Annotated in this window: 20 protein-coding genes; 7 read left to right on the top strand and 13 right to left on the bottom strand. The window is 34.3% G+C overall.

From position 1 onward, the window contains the following. Nucleotides 1-18 precede the first annotated feature (18 nt). From AC6CH4_RS13435 to AC6CH4_RS13415, 5 genes are all read right to left on the bottom strand, one after another. On the bottom strand, nucleotides 19-558 hold the full coding sequence (locus AC6CH4_RS13435; RefSeq protein WP_498103689.1) for a lipocalin family protein: 540 nt from the start codon (nucleotides 556-558) through the stop codon (nucleotides 19-21). Between the two features lie 165 nt (nucleotides 559-723). Continuing rightward, nucleotides 724-2,127, bottom strand: a complete 1,404-nt coding sequence (gene lpdA / locus AC6CH4_RS13430; protein WP_498103687.1) for a dihydrolipoyl dehydrogenase — start codon at nucleotides 2,125-2,127, stop codon at nucleotides 724-726. Between the two features lie 332 nt (nucleotides 2,128-2,459). Next, nucleotides 2,460-2,750: a type II toxin-antitoxin system RelE/ParE family toxin gene (locus tag AC6CH4_RS13425; RefSeq protein WP_498103685.1), complete on the bottom strand. Its 291-nt coding sequence runs from the start codon at nucleotides 2,748-2,750 to the stop codon at nucleotides 2,460-2,462. Further along, the gene (locus AC6CH4_RS13420; RefSeq protein WP_498103683.1) at nucleotides 2,740-2,985 is read right to left on the bottom strand and encodes a hypothetical protein; all 246 of its coding nucleotides are present in this window, start codon (nucleotides 2,983-2,985) and stop codon (nucleotides 2,740-2,742) included. The genes AC6CH4_RS13425 and AC6CH4_RS13420 overlap by 11 nt, the downstream gene beginning before the upstream one ends. 332 nt (nucleotides 2,986-3,317) lie before the next feature. Beyond that, nucleotides 3,318-3,773, bottom strand: a complete 456-nt coding sequence (locus tag AC6CH4_RS13415; protein WP_192185559.1) for an Lrp/AsnC family transcriptional regulator — start codon at nucleotides 3,771-3,773, stop codon at nucleotides 3,318-3,320. A 353-nt stretch (nucleotides 3,774-4,126) separates the two neighbouring features. On the opposite strand from AC6CH4_RS13415, the gene AC6CH4_RS13410 reads away from it, so the two are divergent. Beyond that, nucleotides 4,127-5,332, top strand: coding sequence for an aminotransferase class I/II-fold pyridoxal phosphate-dependent enzyme (locus tag AC6CH4_RS13410; RefSeq protein WP_498103681.1), 1,206 nt, complete (start codon nucleotides 4,127-4,129; stop codon nucleotides 5,330-5,332). Between the two features lie 289 nt (nucleotides 5,333-5,621). On the opposite strand, the gene AC6CH4_RS13405 is transcribed toward AC6CH4_RS13410, so the two are convergent. Then, a complete protein-coding gene (locus AC6CH4_RS13405) occupies nucleotides 5,622-7,562 on the bottom strand; it encodes an amino acid permease (RefSeq protein WP_498103679.1) in 1,941 nt (646 codons plus the stop codon). A gap of 668 nt (nucleotides 7,563-8,230) precedes the next feature. Between AC6CH4_RS13405 and AC6CH4_RS13400 the strand changes: the two genes are divergently transcribed. After that, the gene (locus AC6CH4_RS13400) at nucleotides 8,231-9,325 is read left to right on the top strand and encodes a Gfo/Idh/MocA family protein (RefSeq protein ID WP_498103677.1); all 1,095 of its coding nucleotides are present in this window, start codon (nucleotides 8,231-8,233) and stop codon (nucleotides 9,323-9,325) included. A gap of 152 nt (nucleotides 9,326-9,477) precedes the next feature. On the opposite strand, the gene AC6CH4_RS13395 is transcribed toward AC6CH4_RS13400, so the two are convergent. Together AC6CH4_RS13395 and AC6CH4_RS13390 are read right to left on the bottom strand one after the other, a co-directional pair. Further along, a complete protein-coding gene (locus AC6CH4_RS13395; RefSeq protein WP_498103675.1) occupies nucleotides 9,478-12,387 on the bottom strand; it encodes an FAD-binding and (Fe-S)-binding domain-containing protein in 2,910 nt (969 codons plus the stop codon). A gap of 170 nt (nucleotides 12,388-12,557) precedes the next feature. Continuing rightward, entirely contained in the window at nucleotides 12,558-12,917 is a 360-nt protein-coding gene (locus AC6CH4_RS13390) for a helix-turn-helix domain-containing protein (RefSeq protein ID WP_498103673.1), read from the bottom strand. A gap of 121 nt (nucleotides 12,918-13,038) precedes the next feature. Between AC6CH4_RS13390 and AC6CH4_RS13385 the strand changes: the two genes are divergently transcribed. The 3 genes from AC6CH4_RS13385 to AC6CH4_RS13375 are packed head-to-tail and all read left to right on the top strand — an operon-like array spanning nucleotide 13,039 to nucleotide 15,742. Then, on the top strand, nucleotides 13,039-14,625 hold the full coding sequence (locus AC6CH4_RS13385; RefSeq protein WP_498103671.1) for a hypothetical protein: 1,587 nt from the start codon (nucleotides 13,039-13,041) through the stop codon (nucleotides 14,623-14,625). Then, nucleotides 14,591-15,169, top strand: coding sequence for a hypothetical protein (locus tag AC6CH4_RS13380; protein WP_498103669.1), 579 nt, complete (start codon nucleotides 14,591-14,593; stop codon nucleotides 15,167-15,169). The genes AC6CH4_RS13385 and AC6CH4_RS13380 overlap by 35 nt, the downstream gene beginning before the upstream one ends. Nucleotides 15,170-15,181: 12 nt before the next feature. Then, nucleotides 15,182-15,742: a hypothetical protein gene (locus AC6CH4_RS13375; RefSeq protein ID WP_498103667.1), complete on the top strand. Its 561-nt coding sequence runs from the start codon at nucleotides 15,182-15,184 to the stop codon at nucleotides 15,740-15,742. Nucleotides 15,743-16,044: 302 nt separating this feature from the next. Here AC6CH4_RS13375 and AC6CH4_RS13370 read toward each other — a convergent pair whose 3' ends face one another. Further along, the gene (locus AC6CH4_RS13370) at nucleotides 16,045-16,266 is read right to left on the bottom strand and encodes a hypothetical protein (protein ID WP_074656283.1); all 222 of its coding nucleotides are present in this window, start codon (nucleotides 16,264-16,266) and stop codon (nucleotides 16,045-16,047) included. 77 nt (nucleotides 16,267-16,343) lie between these two features. Beyond that, nucleotides 16,344-16,697: an immunity protein Imm33 domain-containing protein gene (locus tag AC6CH4_RS13365; RefSeq protein ID WP_498103665.1), complete on the bottom strand. Its 354-nt coding sequence runs from the start codon at nucleotides 16,695-16,697 to the stop codon at nucleotides 16,344-16,346. A gap of 283 nt (nucleotides 16,698-16,980) precedes the next feature. Between AC6CH4_RS13365 and AC6CH4_RS13360 the strand changes: the two genes are divergently transcribed. After that, nucleotides 16,981-17,214, top strand: a complete 234-nt coding sequence (locus AC6CH4_RS13360) for a hypothetical protein (protein ID WP_498103663.1) — start codon at nucleotides 16,981-16,983, stop codon at nucleotides 17,212-17,214. Between the two features lie 120 nt (nucleotides 17,215-17,334). Here AC6CH4_RS13360 and AC6CH4_RS13355 read toward each other — a convergent pair whose 3' ends face one another. From AC6CH4_RS13355 to AC6CH4_RS13345, 3 genes are all read right to left on the bottom strand, one after another. Further along, a complete protein-coding gene (locus tag AC6CH4_RS13355) occupies nucleotides 17,335-18,102 on the bottom strand; it encodes a hypothetical protein (protein ID WP_498103661.1) in 768 nt (255 codons plus the stop codon). Nucleotides 18,103-18,201: 99 nt separating this feature from the next. Beyond that, nucleotides 18,202-19,911, bottom strand: coding sequence for a DUF262 domain-containing protein (locus tag AC6CH4_RS13350; protein ID WP_498103659.1), 1,710 nt, complete (start codon nucleotides 19,909-19,911; stop codon nucleotides 18,202-18,204). Nucleotides 19,912-20,090: 179 nt separating this feature from the next. After that, nucleotides 20,091-21,164, bottom strand: coding sequence for a type I restriction endonuclease (locus AC6CH4_RS13345; protein WP_498103657.1), 1,074 nt, complete (start codon nucleotides 21,162-21,164; stop codon nucleotides 20,091-20,093). 466 nt (nucleotides 21,165-21,630) lie between these two features. On the opposite strand from AC6CH4_RS13345, the gene AC6CH4_RS13340 reads away from it, so the two are divergent. Continuing rightward, complete coding sequence (locus AC6CH4_RS13340) at nucleotides 21,631-22,839, top strand: anhydro-N-acetylmuramic acid kinase (protein WP_498103655.1); 1,209 nt, start codon at nucleotides 21,631-21,633, stop codon at nucleotides 22,837-22,839. Nucleotides 22,840-22,905 lie beyond the last annotated feature (66 nt).

The following is a 22,905-nucleotide window of genomic DNA, read 5'->3' as shown; positions in this document are numbered from 1 at the left end:
AAATTGTCGGGTTTATTTTTAATTGGCCTTATGTTCGACCCAAACGAGATCTAAAACATTATAACCAATTTCCTGTGCTTTTATAAGATAATCTGCTTTTACACTTTCAGGAATAGTTTTTTCTCTGGAGAGAATCCACATGTATTTTAAACTTTTTCCTGCTACAAGTGCATATTTATAATCCGGGTCAATGGCAATTACATTATAACCGGAATAAAAAGGACCAAAAAATGAGACCTTAAGCATACCAACATCGTCCTTTGTGACAGATTTGGCTTTCCCGATGCTTTCTTCCCACTTGTCTTTTTTGACATTATAGCCCCTGTTATCAACTTTAATCGTGCCGTCGTTTTTAAGAGAATATTCGGCCGTTACGTTGTTTAAATTTTTCTCCCATTTATAATCTAATCTTGCAATTTCAAACCATTTCCCCAGATACTTTGCTTTGTCAAAATTTGTGACAGCAATTGCTTTTTTAGGAATCGTTGATTTGCACGAAGAAAGTATAAATGCAATTCCTGCTCCTATTAGAAGTGGAGCTATATATTTATTTTTCATAATGTTATCTTTTTAAAAAAGTAAAGATAGCATCAGAATTATACATCTAATTTACAAAATTATTTTTGAATTTTATATGATATGAACCAGAAAATTACAGCAAAAGAAAAACCCATGAATCCCGGTTTCGGGGACTGATGGGTTTTAAAATATGATTTACGTAAATTATACGTGTAATGCTCTGTTATCTGTAGCTGCTAGTGCTGCTTCTTTTACCGCTTCCGCGAAAGTTGGATGCGCGTGGCTCATTCTTGAAATATCTTCAGCAGAAGCTTTGAATTCCATTGCTGTAACTGCCTCAGCAATTAAGTCGGCTGTACGGGCTCCAATCATGTGAACTCCTAAAACCTCATCAGTCTTAGCATCAGCAATGATTTTTACGAATCCGTCTAAGTCTCCGCTTGCTCTTGCACGACCTAAAGCTTTGAAAGGGAAACTTCCCACTTTATATTCTGTTCCTGAAGCTTTAACCTGCTCTTCCGTTTGTCCAACTGCAGCAACTTCTGGCCAGGTGTAAACTACACCAGGAATTAAGTTATAATCGATATGTGGTTTTTGACCCGCTAAGATTTCAGCAACCATAGTTCCTTCTTCCTCTGCCTTGTGCGCTAACATTGCTCCACGAATAACATCACCAATTGCGTAAATATTTGGAACGTTAGTTTGTAAATGGTCGTTCACTTCTACTTGTCCTCTGTCTGAAATTTTTACTCCAGCTTTGTCAGCGTTTAATCCGTCTGTGTAAGGACGACGACCAACAGAAACTAATGAATAATCTCCTTCTAAAGTGATAGTTTCTCCTTTTGCATTTTCAGCCTGAACGACAACAGCATCCCCGTTTCTTTCAACTGATTTTACTTTATGAGAAACGTAGAATTTCATTCCTTGTTTTTTCAATACCTTAGTCAATTCTTTAGACAAAGCTCCGTCCATTCCAGGAATGATTCTGTCCATGAATTCCACTACAGAAACCTGTGCTCCTAAACGCAAGTAAACTTGCCCAAGCTCTATTCCAATAACTCCACCACCAATAATTACTAAGTGTTTTGGAACTTCTTTTAATTCTAACGCTTCCGTAGAAGTGATGATTCTTTCTTTATCAATTTTGATGAAAGGCAAAGAAGATGGTTTTGAACCTGTAGCGATTACAGTATATTTTGCTTCGATAGTTTCTGATGTTCCGTCTGCTTTTGCAACTGCAATGTGCGTTGCGTCTACGAAAGAACCTAAACCATTGAAAACAGTGATTTTATTTTTATCCATTAAGTAGTTGATTCCACCTACGGTTTGATCTACAACTGCTTGCTTGCGCGCGATCATTTTCTCTAAATTGATTTTCACATCTCCGGAAACTTCGATTCCATGATCTGCGAAATGAGCAATTTCTGCATAATGATGAGAAGAAGATAATAATGCTTTTGAAGGAATACAACCTACGTTAAGGCAAGTTCCGCCCAAAGAGTTATACTTTTCTACAATTGCTGTTTTGAAACCTAATTGTGCGCAACGAATTGCCGATACATATCCGCCAGGACCTGAACCTATAATGACTACGTCAAATGAACTCATAGTTTGTCTATTTTATTTTTAGCGATACAAAATTAAGGAATAAAGTTTTGTTTAAAGTTTAAATTTCAATGTTTTTTGTGTGAAATTTGAGGGAAAGGTTTTCTGCCACGAAGGCTCGAAGACACGAAGTTTTTTTTTGTGTTGTGGGTTTAATCGCAAAGGTCACAAAGCTTTATTTTTTAGTCTCGCAATCCCAATCGCTATCGGGTCGCAAAGACTTCTTTAAAATTTGCCGGGAAAGTTAAGGACACAAAGGAAAGCAACCTGAAACTTGAAACTTGAAACAAAAAAACCTTTGCCCCTTTGCTCCTCTGAAACTTTGAACCTGAAAATTACGGTTTCCTCTGCGGATTTCTTGAAGTATGAAAAACCGAATGAATAATTATTTCATTTCCGATAATTTCATAAATAATTACAAATGGGAATTTTACCAATGTTACTTCGCGATAACAAGGTTGCTTTTTGATTTCGAATAATTCAGGATTTATTTTTAAAACTTTTAAGTAAGATTTCAGGTAAACTAGAAATTGCTTTCCTAAACCTTTACTTCTGCTTTCGTAAAATTCAATAGATTCGTCAATTTCTTTTTCTGCTAATGGTAAAATAATAATCTTAAAAACCATATTTAGCATTCAGACGTTTTTCTACTTCTTCCCAGGAACTTGACTGATTCTCTCCAGAAATATACTTTTCTCTCTCTTCAGCAAGTAAATCATAATGTGAATCAGGAACTATTGATTTTTTTTCATTATGGTTTATGGCATCAAAAACACTTTCTAAAATTTCTAATTTAGAATCGTCTTCAATGAATTTACCAAAATCTTTTATGAGTTTACGTCTTAATTCTTTTTTTTCCATTATCGTTGCGTTTTAAATCAAATTTAAGGTTTTTTAGTTTTGGATTGTGAATTTGGCTTGTGAATTTTACCGCAAAGGCCGCTAAGATTTAAGCAAGGTTCGCTAAGTTTTTGTTTTTTAATCTCGCAAAGTCGCTGAGTCGCAAAGTTTTATTTTGTATTGGCATTTTACCACAAAGCTCACAAAGATTTACACAAAGATTCGCAAAGGCTTCTTTAAAATTTGCTAGCAAAGTGAAGGACACAAAGTAAAGCAACCTGAAACTTGAAACCTGAAACAAAAAAAACTTTGCTCCTAAATTCAGAACCTCAGCAACTCAGAACCTTAGTATCTTAGAAAATCACCGTCGAATTCTTTACTTCACTAATCATAAAGGTACTTTGTGTACTACCTATGTGCTGTAAAGTTGTGAGTTTTGTAACTAAAAATTCTCTGTACGCTTCCATGTCTTTTACTAATACTTTTAAGATATAATCATAATCCCCGCTTACGTGATGGCATTCTAAAACTTCGTTTAGTTTGATGACTTCGCTTTCGAATTTGGTTAGGAATTCTTTGGTGTGCTGAATGAGTTTTAAATGACAAAAAACGACAAATCCTTTTTCGATTTTTGATTTGTCAACTAAGGCTACGTAGTTTTTTATGATTCCTTCGCGTTCTAGTTTTTTGATTCTTTCGTAAACAGCTGTTACGGAAAGGTTCAGTTTTAAGGATAATTCTTTGGTTGTCTTTTTACTGTCGGTTTGTAGTAAAACCAGGAGTTTTTTATCGGTGGCGTCTAAGATCATGTTTGTGGTTTGTGGTTTGTGGTTTTCGTTGTGATGAAAAAAAATCTATCGATTTGGATTTCGTTAAACAAATTTAAATTAAAAATCCACAACAAGCTTATTTTATAGTTTAAAAATCTAATTATAACCTCAATCATTGATTAATTATCTAATAAGATGTTATTTTGAATAGAATTTCTTTTGAAAACGAGTCTCCTAGCCCTGATAGAAGCGGCATCCTTTTATGGTGGGGTTCACCATAAAAGATATAGCGGATAGCAGGACACAGCTCCTAAAATTTATACTAAACAGGCTTTAAACTCAAACAACCTGAAACTTGAAACCTGAAACTTGAAACTAAAAAACTAAAACATATGAAAGACTTTAATCCGGCTGATAAAATACAGGATTTGCAATACTTTGGGGAATTTGGGGGCGTGAATCCTTCGATTTCTGACTCTTCTACTTACACTTTCCTTTCGGCGAAAACAATGTTTGATACTTTTGAAGGGAATATGGAAGGCTGTTATTTGTATTCACGCCATTCTTCGCCAAGTAACTTATATTTGGATCAGGCTTTGGCGGCGATGGAAGGAACGGAAACTGCAAATGTGTCGGCTTCTGGAATGGGTGCGATTACGCCTACGTTATTGCAGTTGTGCGGTGCGGGTGACCACATTGTGTCAAGCCGAACTATTTATGGCGGAACGTATGCTTTTTTGAAGAATTTCACGCCTCGATTCGGAATTGAAACGAGTTTTGTGGACATTACAAAATTAGATATTGTGGAAGCTGCTATTACGCCAAACACAAAAGTTATTTATTGCGAAACGGTAAGTAATCCGTTATTGGAAGTGGCTGATATTGCCGGTTTGGCGCAAATTGCTAAAAAACATAATTTAAAACTAGTTGTTGATAATACCTTCTCGCCTTTATCTGTTTCGCCTGCAAAATTAGGCGCTGATATCGTGATTCACAGTTTGACGAAATACATTAACGGAAGCAGCGATACCGTCGGCGGTGTAACTTGTGCGTCTAAAGATTTTATCAATTCACTGAAAAATGTAAACTCCGGAGCGAGCATGCTTTTAGGACCAACAATGGACAGTTTGCGTTCGGCTTCGGTAATGAAAAATCTTCGTACGCTTCATATCCGTATCAAACAACACAGCCATAATGCGCATTTCCTTGCGGATCAATTTGAAGCGGATGGTTTGAAAACGGTTTATCCTGGATTGAAAAGTCACCCGAGTCATGAATTATACAAAACGATGATTAATCCGGAATATGGTTTTGGGGGAATGATGACAATTGATGTCGGCACTTTGGAGAAAGCCAATGAATTAATGGAATTGATGCAAGCGAGAAACTTAGGTTATTTGGCCGTAAGTTTAGGGTTTTATAAAACACTTTTCAGTGCTCCTGGAACCTCAACTTCTAGTGAAATCCCGTTAGAGGAACAAGCTGAAATGGGATTGACGGATGGTTTGATTCGTTTTTCTATTGGGTTGGATAATGATATTCAGCGTACTTATGAGATGATGAAGGCTTGTATGGTAGAGCTTGGGATTTTGAAATAGACTAACTTAGATTTTAGACATCTTAGATTATTAGATTATATTTATTCGCCACAAATTCACGAATTAATTTGTTTTAAAAATTCGTGAGTTCGTGGCTATTTTTTTATCAAATCACTATGCACCGGTTTGTCATCCTGACAGAGGAAGGACCACACACGTAATTTCGCATAGTAAAGTCTCCAATCTTTGTCGAGTTTCTAGTGTGATCCTTCCTTCGTCAGGATGACAAAAAAACAAAAAAGCCGTTCTGATCAATCTCAGAACGGCTTTTTACATATAACTTTTGATTTTAACTTCTAACCTCTTCAGGGAAGTTTAACTTACTATTTTTTCTACTATAAGTAAAGTAAATAAACAATCCGATTAGTAACCAGATCGTGAAATAAATCCAGTTCCAAACGCTTAATTCGGCCATCATGTACAGACAGCAGATTAATCCTAAAAGCGGAATTAAAGACAAGTTTTGTCTGAATGACCATACGGCTAATCCAACTAAAACGAAAAGGAAAATCCACATTGGAATTTTGTGTTTGAATAAACTGAAACCTGATTCGTATTTTAGAGAATCATTGATTGGCAAACCTTTTACAACTTCGGCATATTTAGCGTCGTCGTCTTGATATTGACTTAATAAATGCTCTAAATCTGAGCTTTCAGCCGTTTTATTTTTAACATCTATGCTTTCTAAATAAGTGAAAACTTTCGCTGATTCTTCTTTATCTAACGATGTAATAATGGTCGTTGCATCGTTTGTTTGCGCTTCATTATTAATAAAAGCCATTGTCGCTTTATTGTTGAAAGCAAAAGCGTAATATATTCCGGCAATCATTAAAACCGGCAAAATATACTTCGAATTCACATAAGGTGTTTTGAATTTCCCTCTTGGAATATCTGTTTTGTTTTGTAAAACCAAAACTCCTGCACAAACCAATACAAAGGCAAATAAAGTTCCGATACTGCATAAATCGGTTACCATTGTTAAGTTTAAAAACAAAGCCGGAACTGCCACCACAAAACCAGTTACAATAGTTGCAAATGAAGGTGTTTTAAATTTTGGATGCACAGTAGAAAATTTCTTTGGCAATAAACCATCACGGCTCATACTCATCCAGATACGAGGCTGTCCCATTTGGAAAACCAATAAAACGCTGGCCATCGCAATTACAGCACTTACGGCAATAATACCAGACATCCATTTTAAGTTTAATTTATCGAAAACAAATGCCAGAGGATCTCCAACATTCAATTCGTTATAACGTACCATTCCGGTTAAAACCAGGGCAATGGCAATATATAAAATCGTACAGATAATAATCGCCCACATCATTCCGCGAGGTAAATCTCGTTGTGGATTTTTACATTCTTCGGCCGTTGTCGAAATCGCGTCGAAACCAATATAAGCAAAGAAAACAGCTGACACACCTTTTAATACACCACTAACGCCATTTGGAGCAAACGGATCCCAGTTGGCTGTATCTACATAAAATACCCCCACTGCGATAACTAAAAGTACAATGCAAAGTTTTACAACAACCATGGCATTACTCGCATTACGAGATTCTTTCATTCCTCTGTAAACCAAAGCGGTAATTAAAACAATGATGAATAAAGCCGGTAAATCGGCCACAAAATGAAAAGAACCTATTGTTGGTGCGGTTGTCCAGGCGGTGTATGCTGCCTGTAATCCTGCACCTAAGTTTTCGTATGTTTTTCCGCCCTGCATTAAAGCTGTGGCATCTTTAAATCCGTTTGAGGCTGTTAGGTAATCCATCTGAACCCATTGCGGTAAATGAATCCCGCCACTCTGGAGCAGTCCGGTGAAATAATCACTCCACGATATCGCCACGGTTATATTTCCAACGGCATATTCCATGATTAAAGCCCAACCGATAATCCAGGCAATAATTTCTCCAAAAGCTACATAAGAATATGTATAAGCACTTCCTGAAACCGGAACCATTGAGGCGAATTCAGCGTAAGCAAAAGCAGCAAAACTACAAGCCAAAGCCGTAAATAAAAACAGGAAAATAACAGCTGGTCCACCATCGGCACTTGCTTTTCCGATAGTACTAAAAATTCCCGCTCCAACAATTGCTGCGATTCCAAATGCAGTTAAATCCCTGGTCGTTAAATGTTTTCCTAATGCATTATGACCATCTGCTTCGTTCTTTGCAACTTGCTTGAGAATATCTTGTACCGTTTTTTTTCGGAATAAACCTGATAATGCCATATATGATTTTGCTTTTTAAAATTAATTTATATCGGTCTTTGTGGTTTTATTTTGCAAATAATGCAAAAATTATCCTGATTTCAAATATATAAAACCATTTTGTTTTAATGCGAATTATTTTTTGCTACGAAGGCACGAAGGCACGAAGTTTTTTTTTGCCACGAATTGCACTAATGGCCGCGAATTATTTTTTCACGCAGATTTAAAAAGATTTTAGCAGATATACTCAGATTATTTATTTGCCAAGATTAAAAAATCATATTAAATCTGCTTTAATCTGCTAAATCTACGTGAAAAACTGACAAAGATTAGCAAAAAAAACTCAGCGCAAATCAGACTAAATCCGTATCATCCGCGTGCCATCTCTCATTTCAAATGTATCCCTGTTTTTTGTCACAATTAAAAAAATTCTCACATTTTTTTACCTCAAACCTTAATAAGAATCTTTCATCTTTTTTTTTACATTTGTTACATTATGACAAATGTAAATCACACACTATAATTTCTAATTATTTTTGAATGAGTATTTTACAAGAACCACCAATGTAATATTTCTCAAAAAAACACTTATTACTAAAACACTATTACTACTATAAAAACCAAACCACATGGAAAAAATTTCAAGACGATCATTTGTGAATAAATTTGGGGCTGGCGTTGGAGCCTCCGTGATCATAACAACACTGCCCTCTTTTTTAACGGCACCCGATCCTGACAAAATACCGTACACCGGAAAAAAATTAAATGTTGCGCTTTGCGGCCTGGGAATTTACGCTACAAAGGTCGCACAAGGCCTGGAGGTTTCTGAATACTGTACGCTTGCCGGCATAGTTACCGGTACTCCCGCAAAAGCGACCAAATGGAAAGCGAAGTACAATATCCCGGACAAGAACATCTATAACTATCAAAATTTTGATGAGATCGTCAACAACAAAGATATTGACTTAGTGTATGTGATACTGCCTAACAGCATGCACAAGGATTTTGTTATTCGTTCCGCCAAAGCCGGCAAACATGTCATTACCGAAAAACCTATGGCGATTACGGTCGCAGAATGTGAGGAAATGATCAAAGCCTGCAACGATAATAAGGTACAACTGGCTGTTGGTTACCGTTTGCATTATGAACCAACACACATAGAAATTAAACGACTAGGGCAAGAGAAAGTCTTCGGAAAAGTACGCTATATAGAAACATCCCTCGGCTATAAAACCTATGATACCATTGCCAAAAAACCTGTCAATATAAATGATCCAAGCGTATGGAGGTTAAATAAAAAACTATCCGGCGGGGGCCCATTAATGGATTTGGGGATTTATTGCATTCAGGCAAGCCGTTATATTTTAGGCGAAGAACCGATTGCCGTAACAGCTCAATTCGGAACCGTAAATGACAAAAACAGATTTTCAGAAACGGAAGAAAGTATTTCCTGGCAAATGGAATTCCCAAGCGGTGCGATGGCAAATTGCAATTCTTCTGTTGGGTATTATATTGACCGAATTTATGCCACTGCAGACGAGGGTAATTTTCAATTGAGTCCGTCGTTGAGTTATGGTCCTTACGAAGGAAAAACCTCAAAAGGGCCATTAAAATTCCCAGAAATCAACCAACAGCAAACACAAATGGATGAAATTGCGAAAGTATTATTAGAAAACAAAAAACTCCCAAGCCACATCACCGGCGAAGAAGGCCTGAAAGACATTAAAGTCATAAACGCCATATACAAAGCGGCCGAAACAGGGAAGAAAGTCTCACTAAAGTAATTTGCCACAAAGACTCTAAGACACAAAGTTTTTAAATTATTTCAATTCGTGAATTTGTGGCTATTTTTTCCGCCACGAATTCACGAATTATTTTTTCTAATCTTTGCGAACCTTGCGTAGACCTTAGCTCACGATAGCTATCGGGATTGCGGTTAAGCCTTCAAACAACTTCTCAAAATACTCACCGGATGCTGTGCTTCCCTACTCGTTCCATCATAAATTTGATGGCGACAGCTCGTTCCTGCAGCAGCGATTTTTACGTTTTCTGCCGTAGCGCGGACTTTTGGGAATAAAGTATCTTCTCCCATTTGCATACTCACCTGGTAGTGTTCTTTTTCATAACCAAAAGATCCCGCCATCCCACAACAGCCCGAATTATAAATTGTAACCGTATTATTAATTGGCAAATTCAACATGGCGAAAGTCGCTTCAACAGAACTCAATGATTTCTGATGACAATGTCCGTGAATCTTGATTTCTTTCTTTTCATCCGAAAAAGAATCAGGCTTAATTTTACCATCGATAATTTCTTTTTTAAAGAATTCTTCAATGGTAAAAGCATTTCGGGATAACTTCTCTGCTTCTTCCTTATCATCAGCCAGGCGAAGATATTCATCTCTGAAAGTTAAAATGGCAGAAGGTTCAATACCAACCAAAGGGGCATTGCCTAAAACCAAATCTTTAAAAATGCGGACATTGTCATTGGCTATTTTTTTTGCTTCCTCCAAAAAACCTTTAGATAAATAAGCCCTTCCACTTTCTTCATGATCGATAACCAGAACCTGATAACCTAGTTTAGTTAATAATTCGAAAGCATCGATTCCTATATTTACATCATAATAATTGGTAAATTCATCTACAAACAAATACAATCTTCCGTTCGGAAAATCTGTAACTGCAGGTTTATGGTTTTCGTGCCATTTTCTGAAAGTCTTTTTCGCTAAAAGCGGCACTTGTCTTTCCGGTGCAATGCCCATACTTTTTTTAACGAGAGACTGATTCGAAATAAAGTTTGTTATCGACGGAAACAAACTTCCCATTTTATTCAGTTTTGCATTGTGGGCAAAAATCTTATTTCGGGTCGAGAAACCGTTTGCTTTTTGGTATTGGTATAAAAATTCCGCTTTTAAGGTTGCCACATCCACATTACTCGGACATTCGCTGGCGCAGGCTTTACAGCTCACACACAACTCAAAAACTTCGTATAATTCTTTCTGGTCAAATTTATTTTCTTTTTCAGAATACGTCAAATATTCACGCAACGCATTCGCTCTTGCACGCGTCGTTTCTTTTTCGTTTTTGGTCGCACGATAACTCGGACACATGGCTCCTCCTGCCGATGGCAATTTTCGACAATCTCCCGATCCGTTGCATTTTTCGGCCGCACGCAAAATTCCTAAACTGTCTGAGAAATCCTGAAACGTTTTAATATCCGGTTCTACTCTGCCCGAAATTACGCGATGGTTTTCGTCCATTTTTAATGCGTTCACAATCTTCCCGATATTCAAAACCGAATTCGGGTCAAAAGCCAGTTTAATGCGTTTCAGCAATTCATAATTCGTCTCGCCAATCATAAACGGAATAAACTCGCCGCGCACAATTCCGTCGCCGTGTTCCCCGCTTAGCGAACCTCTGTATTTCTTAACCAAAATCGCCACATCGGTCGCGATGGTTCTAAAGAGTTTTAAGTCAGATGTTTTCTTCAAATTCAAAACCGGACGCAAATGCAGTTCGCCCGCACCCGCATGCGCATAGTAAATCGCACCTTGTCCGTGGCGCAGCATCATCGCCGAAAACTCCGCAATATACGCGGGTAAATCGCTCAGCTCAACTGCTGTATCTTCAATCGAATCGGCTGCTTTGTCGTCGCCAACTATACTTCCTAAAAGTCCGAGGCCGGCTTTTCTCAATTCGTTTACTTTTTCAATATCCGCTCCGTAAATTTTTACCAGTGCGTAGCCAAAGTTGTTTTTCTCTAAATCGGAAATTAAAGCATTCGCCTGATTTTCGGCATCCTGTGCGTCGTGAGAAGCCACTTCAAACATCATAATCGCTTTGGGTTCTCCCACCAAAAAGAAACGGTTTTTAATGTGCTCGCGATTCGTTTTCGTACAATCCAGAATCGTATCGTCGATCATTTCTGCTGTGTACAAATGATGTTTCATCGCCACCACAACAGATTCCAGCGATTCCTGAATGCTATGATAATGCGCCACCACCATAATATTATTCGCTGGCGGTAAATCGTCTACTTTTAAGGTAATTTCATAAGTAAAGGCCAACGTTCCTTCGCTTCCGCAGAGTAATTTTCCAAGATTGATGGTTGGTTCCGTTCCGCCAAACAAATCCGATTTCAGTAAAATATCAACCGCATAACCCGTATTTCTTCTGTGAATCTCCGGTTTCGGAAACTCTTTTACAATTTCGTCCTGCGTTGCTTTTACCGAAAGTTCGTCGTAAACGCTTTTGTATATTTTATTTTCTAAAGTATCGCCTTTGGTTTTCTCGATGAATTCCGCCGAAGTCAGTTCCTTAAAAACCACTTCCGATCCATCGCTCAAAATCGCTTTGATCTCCACAATTTTATCGCGCGTCACGCCATAGCGAATCGAAGTCGTTCCCGAAGAATTATTCCCCACCATTCCACCAATCATACAGCGGTTGGAAGTCGAAGTATTCGGGCCGAAAAACACGCCATGCGGTTTCAGAAACAAATTCAGTTCATCGCGAATCACGCCGGGCTCAACTGTAACTGTTTTTTTAATCGGGTCGAAATTCAGGATTTTGGTAAAATTCTTCGAAACATCAACCACAATTCCGTCGCCCACCGTTTGTCCGGCCAGTGAAGTTCCCGCCGTTCTTGGTGTAATCGAAATCTGATGCTCTCCTGCAAACCGAATCAGTTTACTTATATCTGCGATCGTTTTAGGGACCGCAACCGCTTTTGGTTTAATCCGGTACACCGAAGCATCGGTCGAATAAAGTGTTTTATGAAGATCATCGTATAAAAGTGTTCCTTCCAACGATGCTAATAATTGTTCTAAATCCTTAAGTAGTGACATTATTTATGACCTGAAAATGAATTACAAAAATAGTTTTTTTTTAGGTTCTGAGGTGCAAAGGAACAAAGGTTCAGAGGTTTTTCTTTGATGGCATTTTTAGAATTGGAAATTAAAGATAATTATCGAAAAATTTATCTATGATTTTTTATTCTTCGATAATAGATAACATCTTAATTTTTATCCAATTTATTTTTCAAATACATAATTTCCCTTTTTAAATTGTTTATTAAGTCCTTATATAATTCTCTTTCGTTATCAAAAAGATCTATTATGATTTTTTTTTCATCCTGACATTTTTTTAAATTATTATTGATTGTATTTTCTAACACCTCTTTTTCACTGAAGTTAATCAGATGGTTTATTTCCAAATCAAAAACATAAGCTATTTCCTTTAGTCTTTGCATAGTCATTTTTGTTTTACCTGTCTCAATATCAGAATATGCAGCTTGAGATATTTTCAACAAATCAGAGACATATTCCTGAGAGTATCCTTTAATAACTCTAATTTTTCTAATCTTTTCACCAATCATTTTTTTGCATAAAAGTAGAAAATAATTTACAATTACAAACTATATAAGTAAGTTAAAACTTATAAAATATAAGTTTACACGGTTTTACTTTTGATGTTATTTAACAATTAAAACTTAAACCATGAAATGTAAAAAAACACTTTTTGTATTATTTCTAATATTGATATGTTGTATATCTTGTGAAAAAGATAATCACAATGAAGAAGCACAATCAGTATCAATTGACAAAATAACGGTAGAGAATGGCAGAATATCTTTTTCTAATAAAGATGCATTTTTAGAATTCTACAATAATTCAAAAAATGATAGCAATGATGAAATTGCTTCCATGCTGGAAGAAAAATTCTATAACCAAAATTTTTATTCTTTAAAACCACTTGTAAATAATGAGACGGAAATTAAAGAAATTCAAAAACACTTTTCAAAAATTAAACATAACCAATTAGTTAATAAATCAGTAAATGCCAAAAGTACTTTAATAACAGATGATGCAATTATAGAACACTATGATGAATTAGATGATATATTAGGTGATGATTTATTCCAAAGTCTACTAAATGAAAATGCTGAAATACAAGTTGGAGATATAGTATATAAATACACTGACAAGGGGCTCTTATTTTCAAATAAAGAATATGTAAGTGAAATTTATGACTTTATGAAAAATAATGATATTAACTCATTAGGTGATATCGGAGAAATAAACGTGAATCAAGAATATCCAAAATTTAATACTGAAGGCGGTTTAAAACAAGTCACAACTCACGTAAGTTCATTTGTCGATATAAAAGAAAGCGAAAATATTTCTCCCGTTTCTAAGAAATTCGCTAAACCAGTTTCATCAGAAGCTTTTGCAGTTTCAATTGACCCTGGTTTTACCAATCTTGTAAATAATCTTCAATTATGTGATCCAAGAAGTCCTTGGCTGGCAAATCTTTTCGGGGAAACTAAAATCTGCACAACAAATTATGAAAGTAAGCGTCGCGTAAAATTAAAATATTACAATGTGAATTTATTTTTAGCCTATTCAATTGGAGTTAATCTACAACATCAATTTAGAGGTTGGACTGGAATTTGGAGAGAGGAAAACACAGACGAAATTGCCTTGGGAGTTAATAGTGTAACATGGTTTTTTGATAATTCAAAGGTATTTAATAATACTACAAATAATATGATCGTTAACTATTATGTAACTGACAATGGAAAACTTTATACAAGCTTAAATAGTTATAATAATGCAATATATGCCGGAACAGACAAACCAATCCCAAATTTACCTATTAAAGGTCTTAATATGATAATTGAAGTTGCGGCAGATTTTATAGGCAAAGATCTTACAGAATATCAAATACGACAATTATTTTATGGATCTATATATGGACAGGCTGAAAAAATCATGAAATCATTGAACAAACCAATGAACGAAATTGGAGTAATATTAAATCAAAGAGGTCAAACCATTGTGCAATATTATAATTTAGGTACAAATTGCACGAACTGTTCTGATAGGAATAAGACTTTTGATTGGGGAATCGTCAGCCCAAAAATAACTTACAATTTTGGAGTGGGCAATGGTGGCGACTTTAATATTAAAACCGGTTTTAATGATTTAAAATTCGACTTTAAAAATCCAAAAGTTACAGGAATAAATATTTATGGGATGGCGAAAAAAAATGGAACATGGCATGGGTTTAAAATGGTTTTTTAATATTATATTTTTAATTCCGATAATGGTGTATTGTCAGGATAAAGAATTTAAAAATAAAGGATTTAGCGTTGATGCATCAGCGCTAATTCTATTTCCCTATGATTTTAGTATAGCTTCAGAACATGATGAAATATCCGAGACTAGTACAAAATCTAAAATATTAGGTACAAGCATACGCTTAAACTATTACATTTCTAAGTGTTTTGCTTTTACAACAAGTAGTGGTTATGAATCTATCAACCAGCCAAAAATTGCTTACATCCCAATCACTGGTGGAATTAAATGGATTCTAAACGATACAAAAGAAAGCCTTTTCACCTCTTTTGATTTGGGAGGACATTTGGGACAAGTAGAAAAATTTGGCGTTTTAATGAGAATTGGCGTTGGATATCGATTTGTGCTTGCAAAAAAAGTACTTGGCAATTTTGAATTATGCTACTCCAATCAAAATTTATATAAAACATTTATCAATCAGGATAATCGAAAAATAGATTATCACAATATTGAAAGTGCCGGATTTAAAATAGGAATAGAAATATACTAAATAATCTAAACAATGAAATTATCAAAAATAATAACTCTTTTACTTGTCTTAACATTTGGACCAAAGAGTATATCGCAGAATAAAGGAACATTAGAAAATTCGATTTTTGGAGTAGAAACCGGTTTTTTAGGCTTTTGGGTCAATAACGAAACCAGACTAATTTCTAATTTATCATTAAAAAGTGAATTAGGTCTTGATGCCGGTTTTTTTGGCGGAGGATCTGACACCAAAATTGGTACCCTACTTGTTCCAGTAATTACGTTAGAACCCAGATATTATTACAATATTGAAAAAAGAGCACGTAATAACAAAACTACATCAAACAATAATGCCAATTTTATTGCATTAAATCTAAAATATCAACCTGACTTATTTGTGGTTTCAAATAGTAATGTAGATGCAATCACCAACATTTCTATTATTCCTAAATGGAGTATCCGAAGAAACTTAGGAAATCATTTCCATTATGAAACGGGTTTTGGTCTTGGTTACAGATACTTTTTAGAAAACACAAATAATGAAAAAGGAGAAATGGTTGCCGATTTACACTTAAGAATTGGGTACAATTTCTAAATTATTACAATTAATCACTCCGCACTTAAAGTGCGGAGTTTTTTTTGCACTCTTTTTAAATTAAAGTGAAGAGTTACGAGACAATAACTAGAGCCCGGAAATAGAATTTCTCGTTATTTGAGGAGCTCTTTCCTGCTGTCCTTCCAAATCTTTTGTGCCGAACCCCGGCACAAAAGGATTTTCCCTCCCATCAGGACTAGGGCATTCTTTTTCATAAGAAGTTTTGTTGTAAAATTAATTGACAAGAAATAGTTACCCAACAATGCCCTCTTGCAATATTTACAATCCCTGCTTACAGCACTTTATTTTGATTTGTTGACAGTGTAAATTCCGCCCACAAGTAAAATGACGCCCAGTCCTAAATAAAGGTATCCCTGTTGTTTACCGGATTCGTTGGACGCATTAATTTTTAGTCCTAATAAATTAATTTCTTTTGTATTATCAGCTATTTTGTTGATACCTATATATCCCACACCGAGACTAATAACGATTAGAATTATTCCTATTATTTTTGATGGATTCATGTTTTTTGAATTTAATTGTTTCTCTAATTTAAGAAAAATATATTTCAATCAGATGATAATATTCATTTTATCATACTTTAAACACTCAATAAAGACAAATCTTCCCAAACATCTACATAATTTCCATTTTCTGCAATCAAAAGTCTGGCTCCTGGAGGCAATCCTAAATAAGGAAGTATCAATGGACAATACTCTTCCAAATGTACAGCGTGCATTGGCTTAAAAAAATCATCATCTTCTAAATATTCTCCTGACCAAATATACCAACCATTTGTATCTCCTACCATTGGAAGTCGCAATGCATGTATCGGCATTGTTTTGCTTTTTTCTTTTATATCCAAATCGATTCCAACTTTCAAATGCATTTCACAAGCTTCAAATTTGAACTCGTATTTATTACAAATATCTTGTTGAATTTTTATTAAATCCATTTCTTATTATTGACTATTTAATTATTTTTTCGTGCTTTATTATAACAGCAACAACTAATAAAACGAATATAGGTTATTTTGAATAATACTCGGAATTAATTCAAAAACTTCTTTTTACACATAAGGGTTTTACTATATTTGCCTTTCCTAAATTACAGAATCATGACATCTAAAAAACTTTTGCCCATGTGGTATGGTGGCGGTATTGGAAACAACCGTAACACTTCTGTAAGTGTAGGACACCTTAGCCTCATGGGTTTTATATTTCCTAAATTACAGAATTATGAGTACCAACACCCTTTCAAAAGAAGCCGAAAAAAGGTTGACAGATTTTTTTAACAACACAATAGAACCTGAAGGAATGGCCAAGGCAATAAGGCAGCTAAATTATTTACTCGCTTTAGGAGTTATGAGGGAACATGAAACCCTTCAAACCCAAATAAACACCTTAGAAAACAGCTTTTATTGGCTGAATGAATTAGCCGAAGTTTTAAATCCTTATTTGAGTTTGGAATAAGATTTTAATTTTACAATAAATGGAAAAACCTCGATTTTTTTAAGATCGAGGTTTTTTTGTTTGATTTCGTTGCGGGCATGGATTGCAAATCCGCTCTATCGGGTATTAGCACATCGTTTTTTAATTTGATGAAATAAAAGTTTTACCTTTAAATTCATTCAATTGTCCTTTTATGAATTTGTTTTCAATTATATCTTTTAATTCAATTGTACAATTTTCAGAATAAACAGGATAGACAGTGCCTTTAAAATTAATCTGTTTTTGGTTTATTTCAGTCCATTCTATTAAGCATAAAACAACTCCAAAATTCATTTCTGTCAACATTATTTTTTGTACATCTTTCAATGATATTTTGACAGGAGAGTTTTTTTCTAATGTTTGGTATGTAATTTCTGAAACATCTATTATTAAAGCAGTACTTGATTTAGCATATTGCTTTCCATTTTTAAGTTTAAAAGTGTTTAGTAGTTTATTTCCAGGATTTATTTCTCTTGTTGTATCTGAAAACCTAGTTGAAGTAATTTCAAACCCACAATTATCTATTATAAAATCTGGTTCATTTAAATCTGCCTTTCCAAATCTAAATACCAATTTTTCAGATAAACATTTGTTAATAAAATGCGCACATTCTTTGATTTCAAAAATATGACCGTGAATTGAAATATCTTTATTATTTACTATTCTTTTAAGATAAATATTATACATGTTTTCATCATAATTTTTAATATCCATTAATGCTAAACCAAGAGTTCTTAAATGATGTTTTTTAATTTCTCTTTCTATATAAGTGTGCTCCAGAATTGTATTAATTTTAAAAGATATAGGGTGAGATAAATCTGCTAAATCAATTCCCAATTCATTTTTGTAATATTCAACAATATATTTCATTCTTTTATTTTCGTTTTGCGGTAAAAATGCTTGACAACATTTGATACTTGGCGAAGTTAACCTACATTTTGTCAAAACTTCCGAGAAGCTAGGAATTTGTTAAGACTTCCATATATCTTTTGCTTTTTCGTATAAAAATTCTGCACGTTGTTCTATTGTCTCTTCATTCCATTCGTCAAGTGTTAAGTAACTACTTATTGTTTCAAGTCCAGCTGAGTAAGTATTTAAACCTTTTTTGTCACCTTTGCCTTTTCTTTTGATTGTCCAATTTGCATCCCTAATTGTCGAGTTTAAGGCTTGTGTTATAATTGTCAAATTTCCTAATGTCAATAGTTTTCTGTTGCGTTTTATTTTTTCTTCTTGACTTGAAAGTTTACCCCAGTTGTTTTCCCACTTTTTTGGCATCAAGTGCTCCAAACTATATTTATTAATTCCTAAAAGTTGGGTTGATTGTAATTTTCTGTTACGAATTTTAGACTCAATTAAATAAAGAATTCCTGCGGATTGTTTATTGATTAAATATGAACTTTCAAAACCAATTTTCAATTCATCGTTAGAAGGCAAAAAGTTTACTTTGTCTGCTTGACCTTCTAAAAACTCTAAAAATTTTGACTTTGACAGGATTTCGTTATTTATTAATCTGTCTGTAAAAAGTTGATTGTAATTTTTTGTATTAGCATGAGCAACCATTCTACGCATTAAGAATGTTTCTAAGAAATCAAATAACTCATTTCTATCATTATCATTTGATACATTTTTTAGAACATAAAGCACATAAGGAATTAGTGTTGAAGTATCAAGTCCAAAAATTATAGCATTAATTCTTTCGATACCTGACTTGTCTGTAAGCTCGCTTTCTATAATATCGTAGTCAAAATTTTCCTTAAATAATAATGAATAGTCTTTGATCTCTGATAGAATTGATTTCTTATCGTTGTTTAAATATTCTTTTATGAATTTCTTATATGATTCAAAAAGTTGTTCAACTTTTGAAAACTCAATTTTGTCTTCTGTTTTTACATTTAGATTTTTGTCTTGAATCTTAATTTGCAAGTATGAAAAGAAAAACAAATCTATAAACTCTCTTTTTAATCTACCTGCTGTAATCTCTCTGTCCCAATAATTTTTAGTTTCTTCATCTTTCTCAAAAACGTTTTTCCAATAAGTAGTGTAAGTTAAAATTTCGTCACGATTAAAAAAGTAGTTTTTTAAAAGTTCAGCAGTAGTTAGTTTAACACCTAACGAATTTATTGTATCAAAAATTTGTTGTTCATCTTCGTTTTCGTCAAGGTCAATACCAACAAATAGAATTTTAGCAAGTATGTTGTTTATATCTAATCTATCTGCGTTTAGGTTGCTCTTGAAGTATTTGTATGCTTGAGTAATGTTGTCTGTTCCTACTAATTCTTTTAACTCATTCAAATTCATTACAAGTTCATAAGCATCAATATCGTTATGATTATGTTGAATTGCAATTAAATCTCTCAATTTAAACATTCGCTTAAACTCATAGTCATCGCCTGATTTTAGAGATAAAACTTTAAAAAAAATTGAAAGGGTTGTTAAGCGTTGCTGTCCATCAATTAATGTTCTTTTGTCACCAACCTTGTTTCCTGTATTTGTTGGTTGTTGTTTCAAGATTACTGAACCTAAAAAATATGGCTTGCTTGTCTGACTAACATGTTCCATATCTTCTAAAAGTCTTTCCCATTGTTCGTCACCCCAAACATACGCTCTCTGAAAAAATGGAATTTCTAAAATTCTGTTTCCGTTAAAAATATCATTAATCGTTCTTTTACCTGCGTCCATACTTTATTGTAAATTTTTCGTTTTTTGTTATCTCATTGCTTACTAATAACGTTTATCCTCTTGCTAACGGGAGCGTCTATCTCATGGACCTTTAATTTTTACTGAACTTTGTGCGCACGAGCGAGACGCTCGCGCCAGCAGACATAATTGAAAATATTTCGAAAATATCGAGTAATTTCTTACTCATAGTTTTTTATAGTAGAAAGTAATTCTTTTTTGAATTTATAAATTTCATCAAGACTTTGCAAAGATTGCTTTTCACCATTATCTTTTCCATTATGAAATAATTCTACGTATTTGTTAGCAGAATTAAAATGTAATCTACATAATGGTTTTCTGTTATTATCGTCTAATAAAATTCCAAAGTAAGATTGTGTATCTCTAAAAAATATTCTATTAGCAGGGATTGCTTCTCTTAAAATTGCTTTGATAATTTGTGAACCTTCTATTTCTTCTTCGGTTGTAATAAATCTTGGAGTTTCAATTTCTTCATCTACAGAAGATAATTTTTGATTTTCTTTTGATGGAATAGTTTCACCAATATTTAATGCATTTTTAAGCCTGAAATTTATTGATTCATTTATAGAGTTAGAAAAAGCTTTTTTTGTGTATTCTTTAAAAGCTACTAATCTTGATGCGGTTAATGGTTTATTGAAAAATTTGCTTACTAGAAGCTTTACAATTTCATCAGACGGATTTTGTAATTCTTTTTCAAATTCATTTCTTATTGCTTTTATATATTTTAGTGCTTCTGCCGAGTCTAAAATATTTTCTAAATTATAACTGCTTTTGGTGAAATTTTCAAGAATTTTTAAGCTGGAATCAGAAATATTTGCCAAGTCCAAAGTAAAAAATGGCTTTTCATCCATTATGTTTGGTTGTTCTAAATCAGCATAAAAATTATAAGTATGACCATTAGTTAAAACTCCAAAACGAGATTTTGAAACATGATAATATCTGTGAAGTTGTGAATTATGTGCATCAACATTTTCTTTCCAATGTTTACATTCAATAATTAAAATAGGTTCACCGTCTTTCTTAATTACATAATCTATTTTCTCGCCTTTTTTTGTACCAATGTCACATATAAATTCTGGAATTACTTCTGTAGGATTAAAAATATCAAATCCCAAAATTTGAATAAATGGCATTACGAATGCATTTTTAGTAGCTTCTTCGGTATTAATTTGATCTTTTAGTGAATCAACTCTTTTGTGTAATTGCTCAAGTTTTAGTCTTAAATCTGCTTCCATATCTTAATATATTGGTGTTTCTAAAATGTACTGATTTTATTTGGTTTTATTCAATTCTCTACACAATAGCAAAAATGATTGCCCTACTTGCGGGAGTGTTTCGCTCATTAATGCAATTTTCAAATGTAGACTATTGATTTCCAAATGATTTACGGAAAACCTTTTTTTTGTAGAATTAAATCATATATCTCAAAAGTATAAATTAACAATTCTAAACAACCAAGTACTTATACCTGATTTTCTCCTCAAAAAAACCCAACCAAAACAACTTCTCTAGCTTCTCTTTAATTTCCGCAATTACCTATAATCCTAAGCCTTTTCAAAAGTTTCGATTGCTTTTGTTTTATCATCAGTTGCAAGATATACATCGTAATAATTAACAAAATTTCTTTTTCATTATATTTATATGCAAATAAATCCCATTTTAGCATTACCAAATACAACACCTCCTTAAAACCCCATTTTAATGAATAAAAATATAAGCGCCCTTTTTGAAATCGCTCAAAAAGAGACCCGAAAAATAATAGGTTTAATGTCCGGAACTTCGCTTGACGGGCTTGATATTGCGCTTTGTGCTATTTCTGGTGCGGGCGAAAATACGGCTGTAAAAATTCTGGAATTCGAAACCATCAACTATACCGAAGATATTAAAACCGAAATCCGTAAAGTGTTTGCCCAGAAAACGATCGATTTTCAGCATTTGGCTTTATTAAACGAATGGATCGGTCTTTTGCACGCTGGCATGGTCAACGATTGTCTTCAAAAATGGAATATTCCCGCACACGAAGTCGACTTAATTGCCTCGCACGGACAAACGGTTTTGCACGCTCCGAAGTTTTTGCATCAGCAGGAAAAATTCCCCAATGCGACTTTGCAAATTGGCGACGGCGATCATATTGCCGTAAAAACCGGAATTATAACGTTATCCGATTTCAGGCAAAAACATGTGGCTGGCGGTGGCGAAGGCGCGCCTTTGGCAGTTTATGGCGATTATCTATTGTTCAGCAAAAAAGACGAAAACCGCATTATGCTCAACATGGGCGGCATCGCGAATTTCACCTATTTACCCGCTTCCCAAAACGCCGAGGAAGTTTTTGTAACCGATACCGGAACCGCAAATACGTTAATAGATATTTTTACCAAACACTTTTTCCCTGAAAAAAATTACGATAAAGATGCCGAAATCGCCCAAACCGGAACCGTAAATCAAACCCTTTTAACAGAATTAAAAAGCAATACTTTCTTCCGGAAAAGCTTCCCAAAAACCATCGGTCAGGAATTATTCAATAAAGCTTTTGTCGATTCGGCTTTAGCAAAAACGAATCTCGAAAATATTTCGGCCCCAGATTTGCTGGCCACTTTAACAAGACTAAGCGCAAAAACAATTGCAGAAGCGATTCTGTTTGTCGTAAAAAACACAGGAGCGCCAATCGAAAATTTCACGGTTTATATGTCGGGCGGAGGCGCAAGTAATCCGTTATTGGTAAAATGGTTAAAAGAATTATTGTCGTGCCCGTTCCAAAAAAGTGACGATCTGGGCATTTCAGGCGACGCGAAAGAAGCGGTTTTATTTGCCGTTTTAGCCAACGAAACGGTTGCCGGCGGAGATTATAACTTCGGTACAAAAAAAGGAATTCCCTCCATCACAATGGGAAAAATTTCTTTACCTGATTAAAAAGGGATTGCCACGAATTGATAAAAAAATATGCCCCAGATTAAAGGATTAATAAGGATTAATCAT

The organism is Flavobacterium sp. GQ95, from assembly GCF_059758655.1.
The sequence above is the reverse complement of the archived record's forward strand: the minus strand, read 5'-3'. Positions and strand labels throughout refer to the sequence as shown.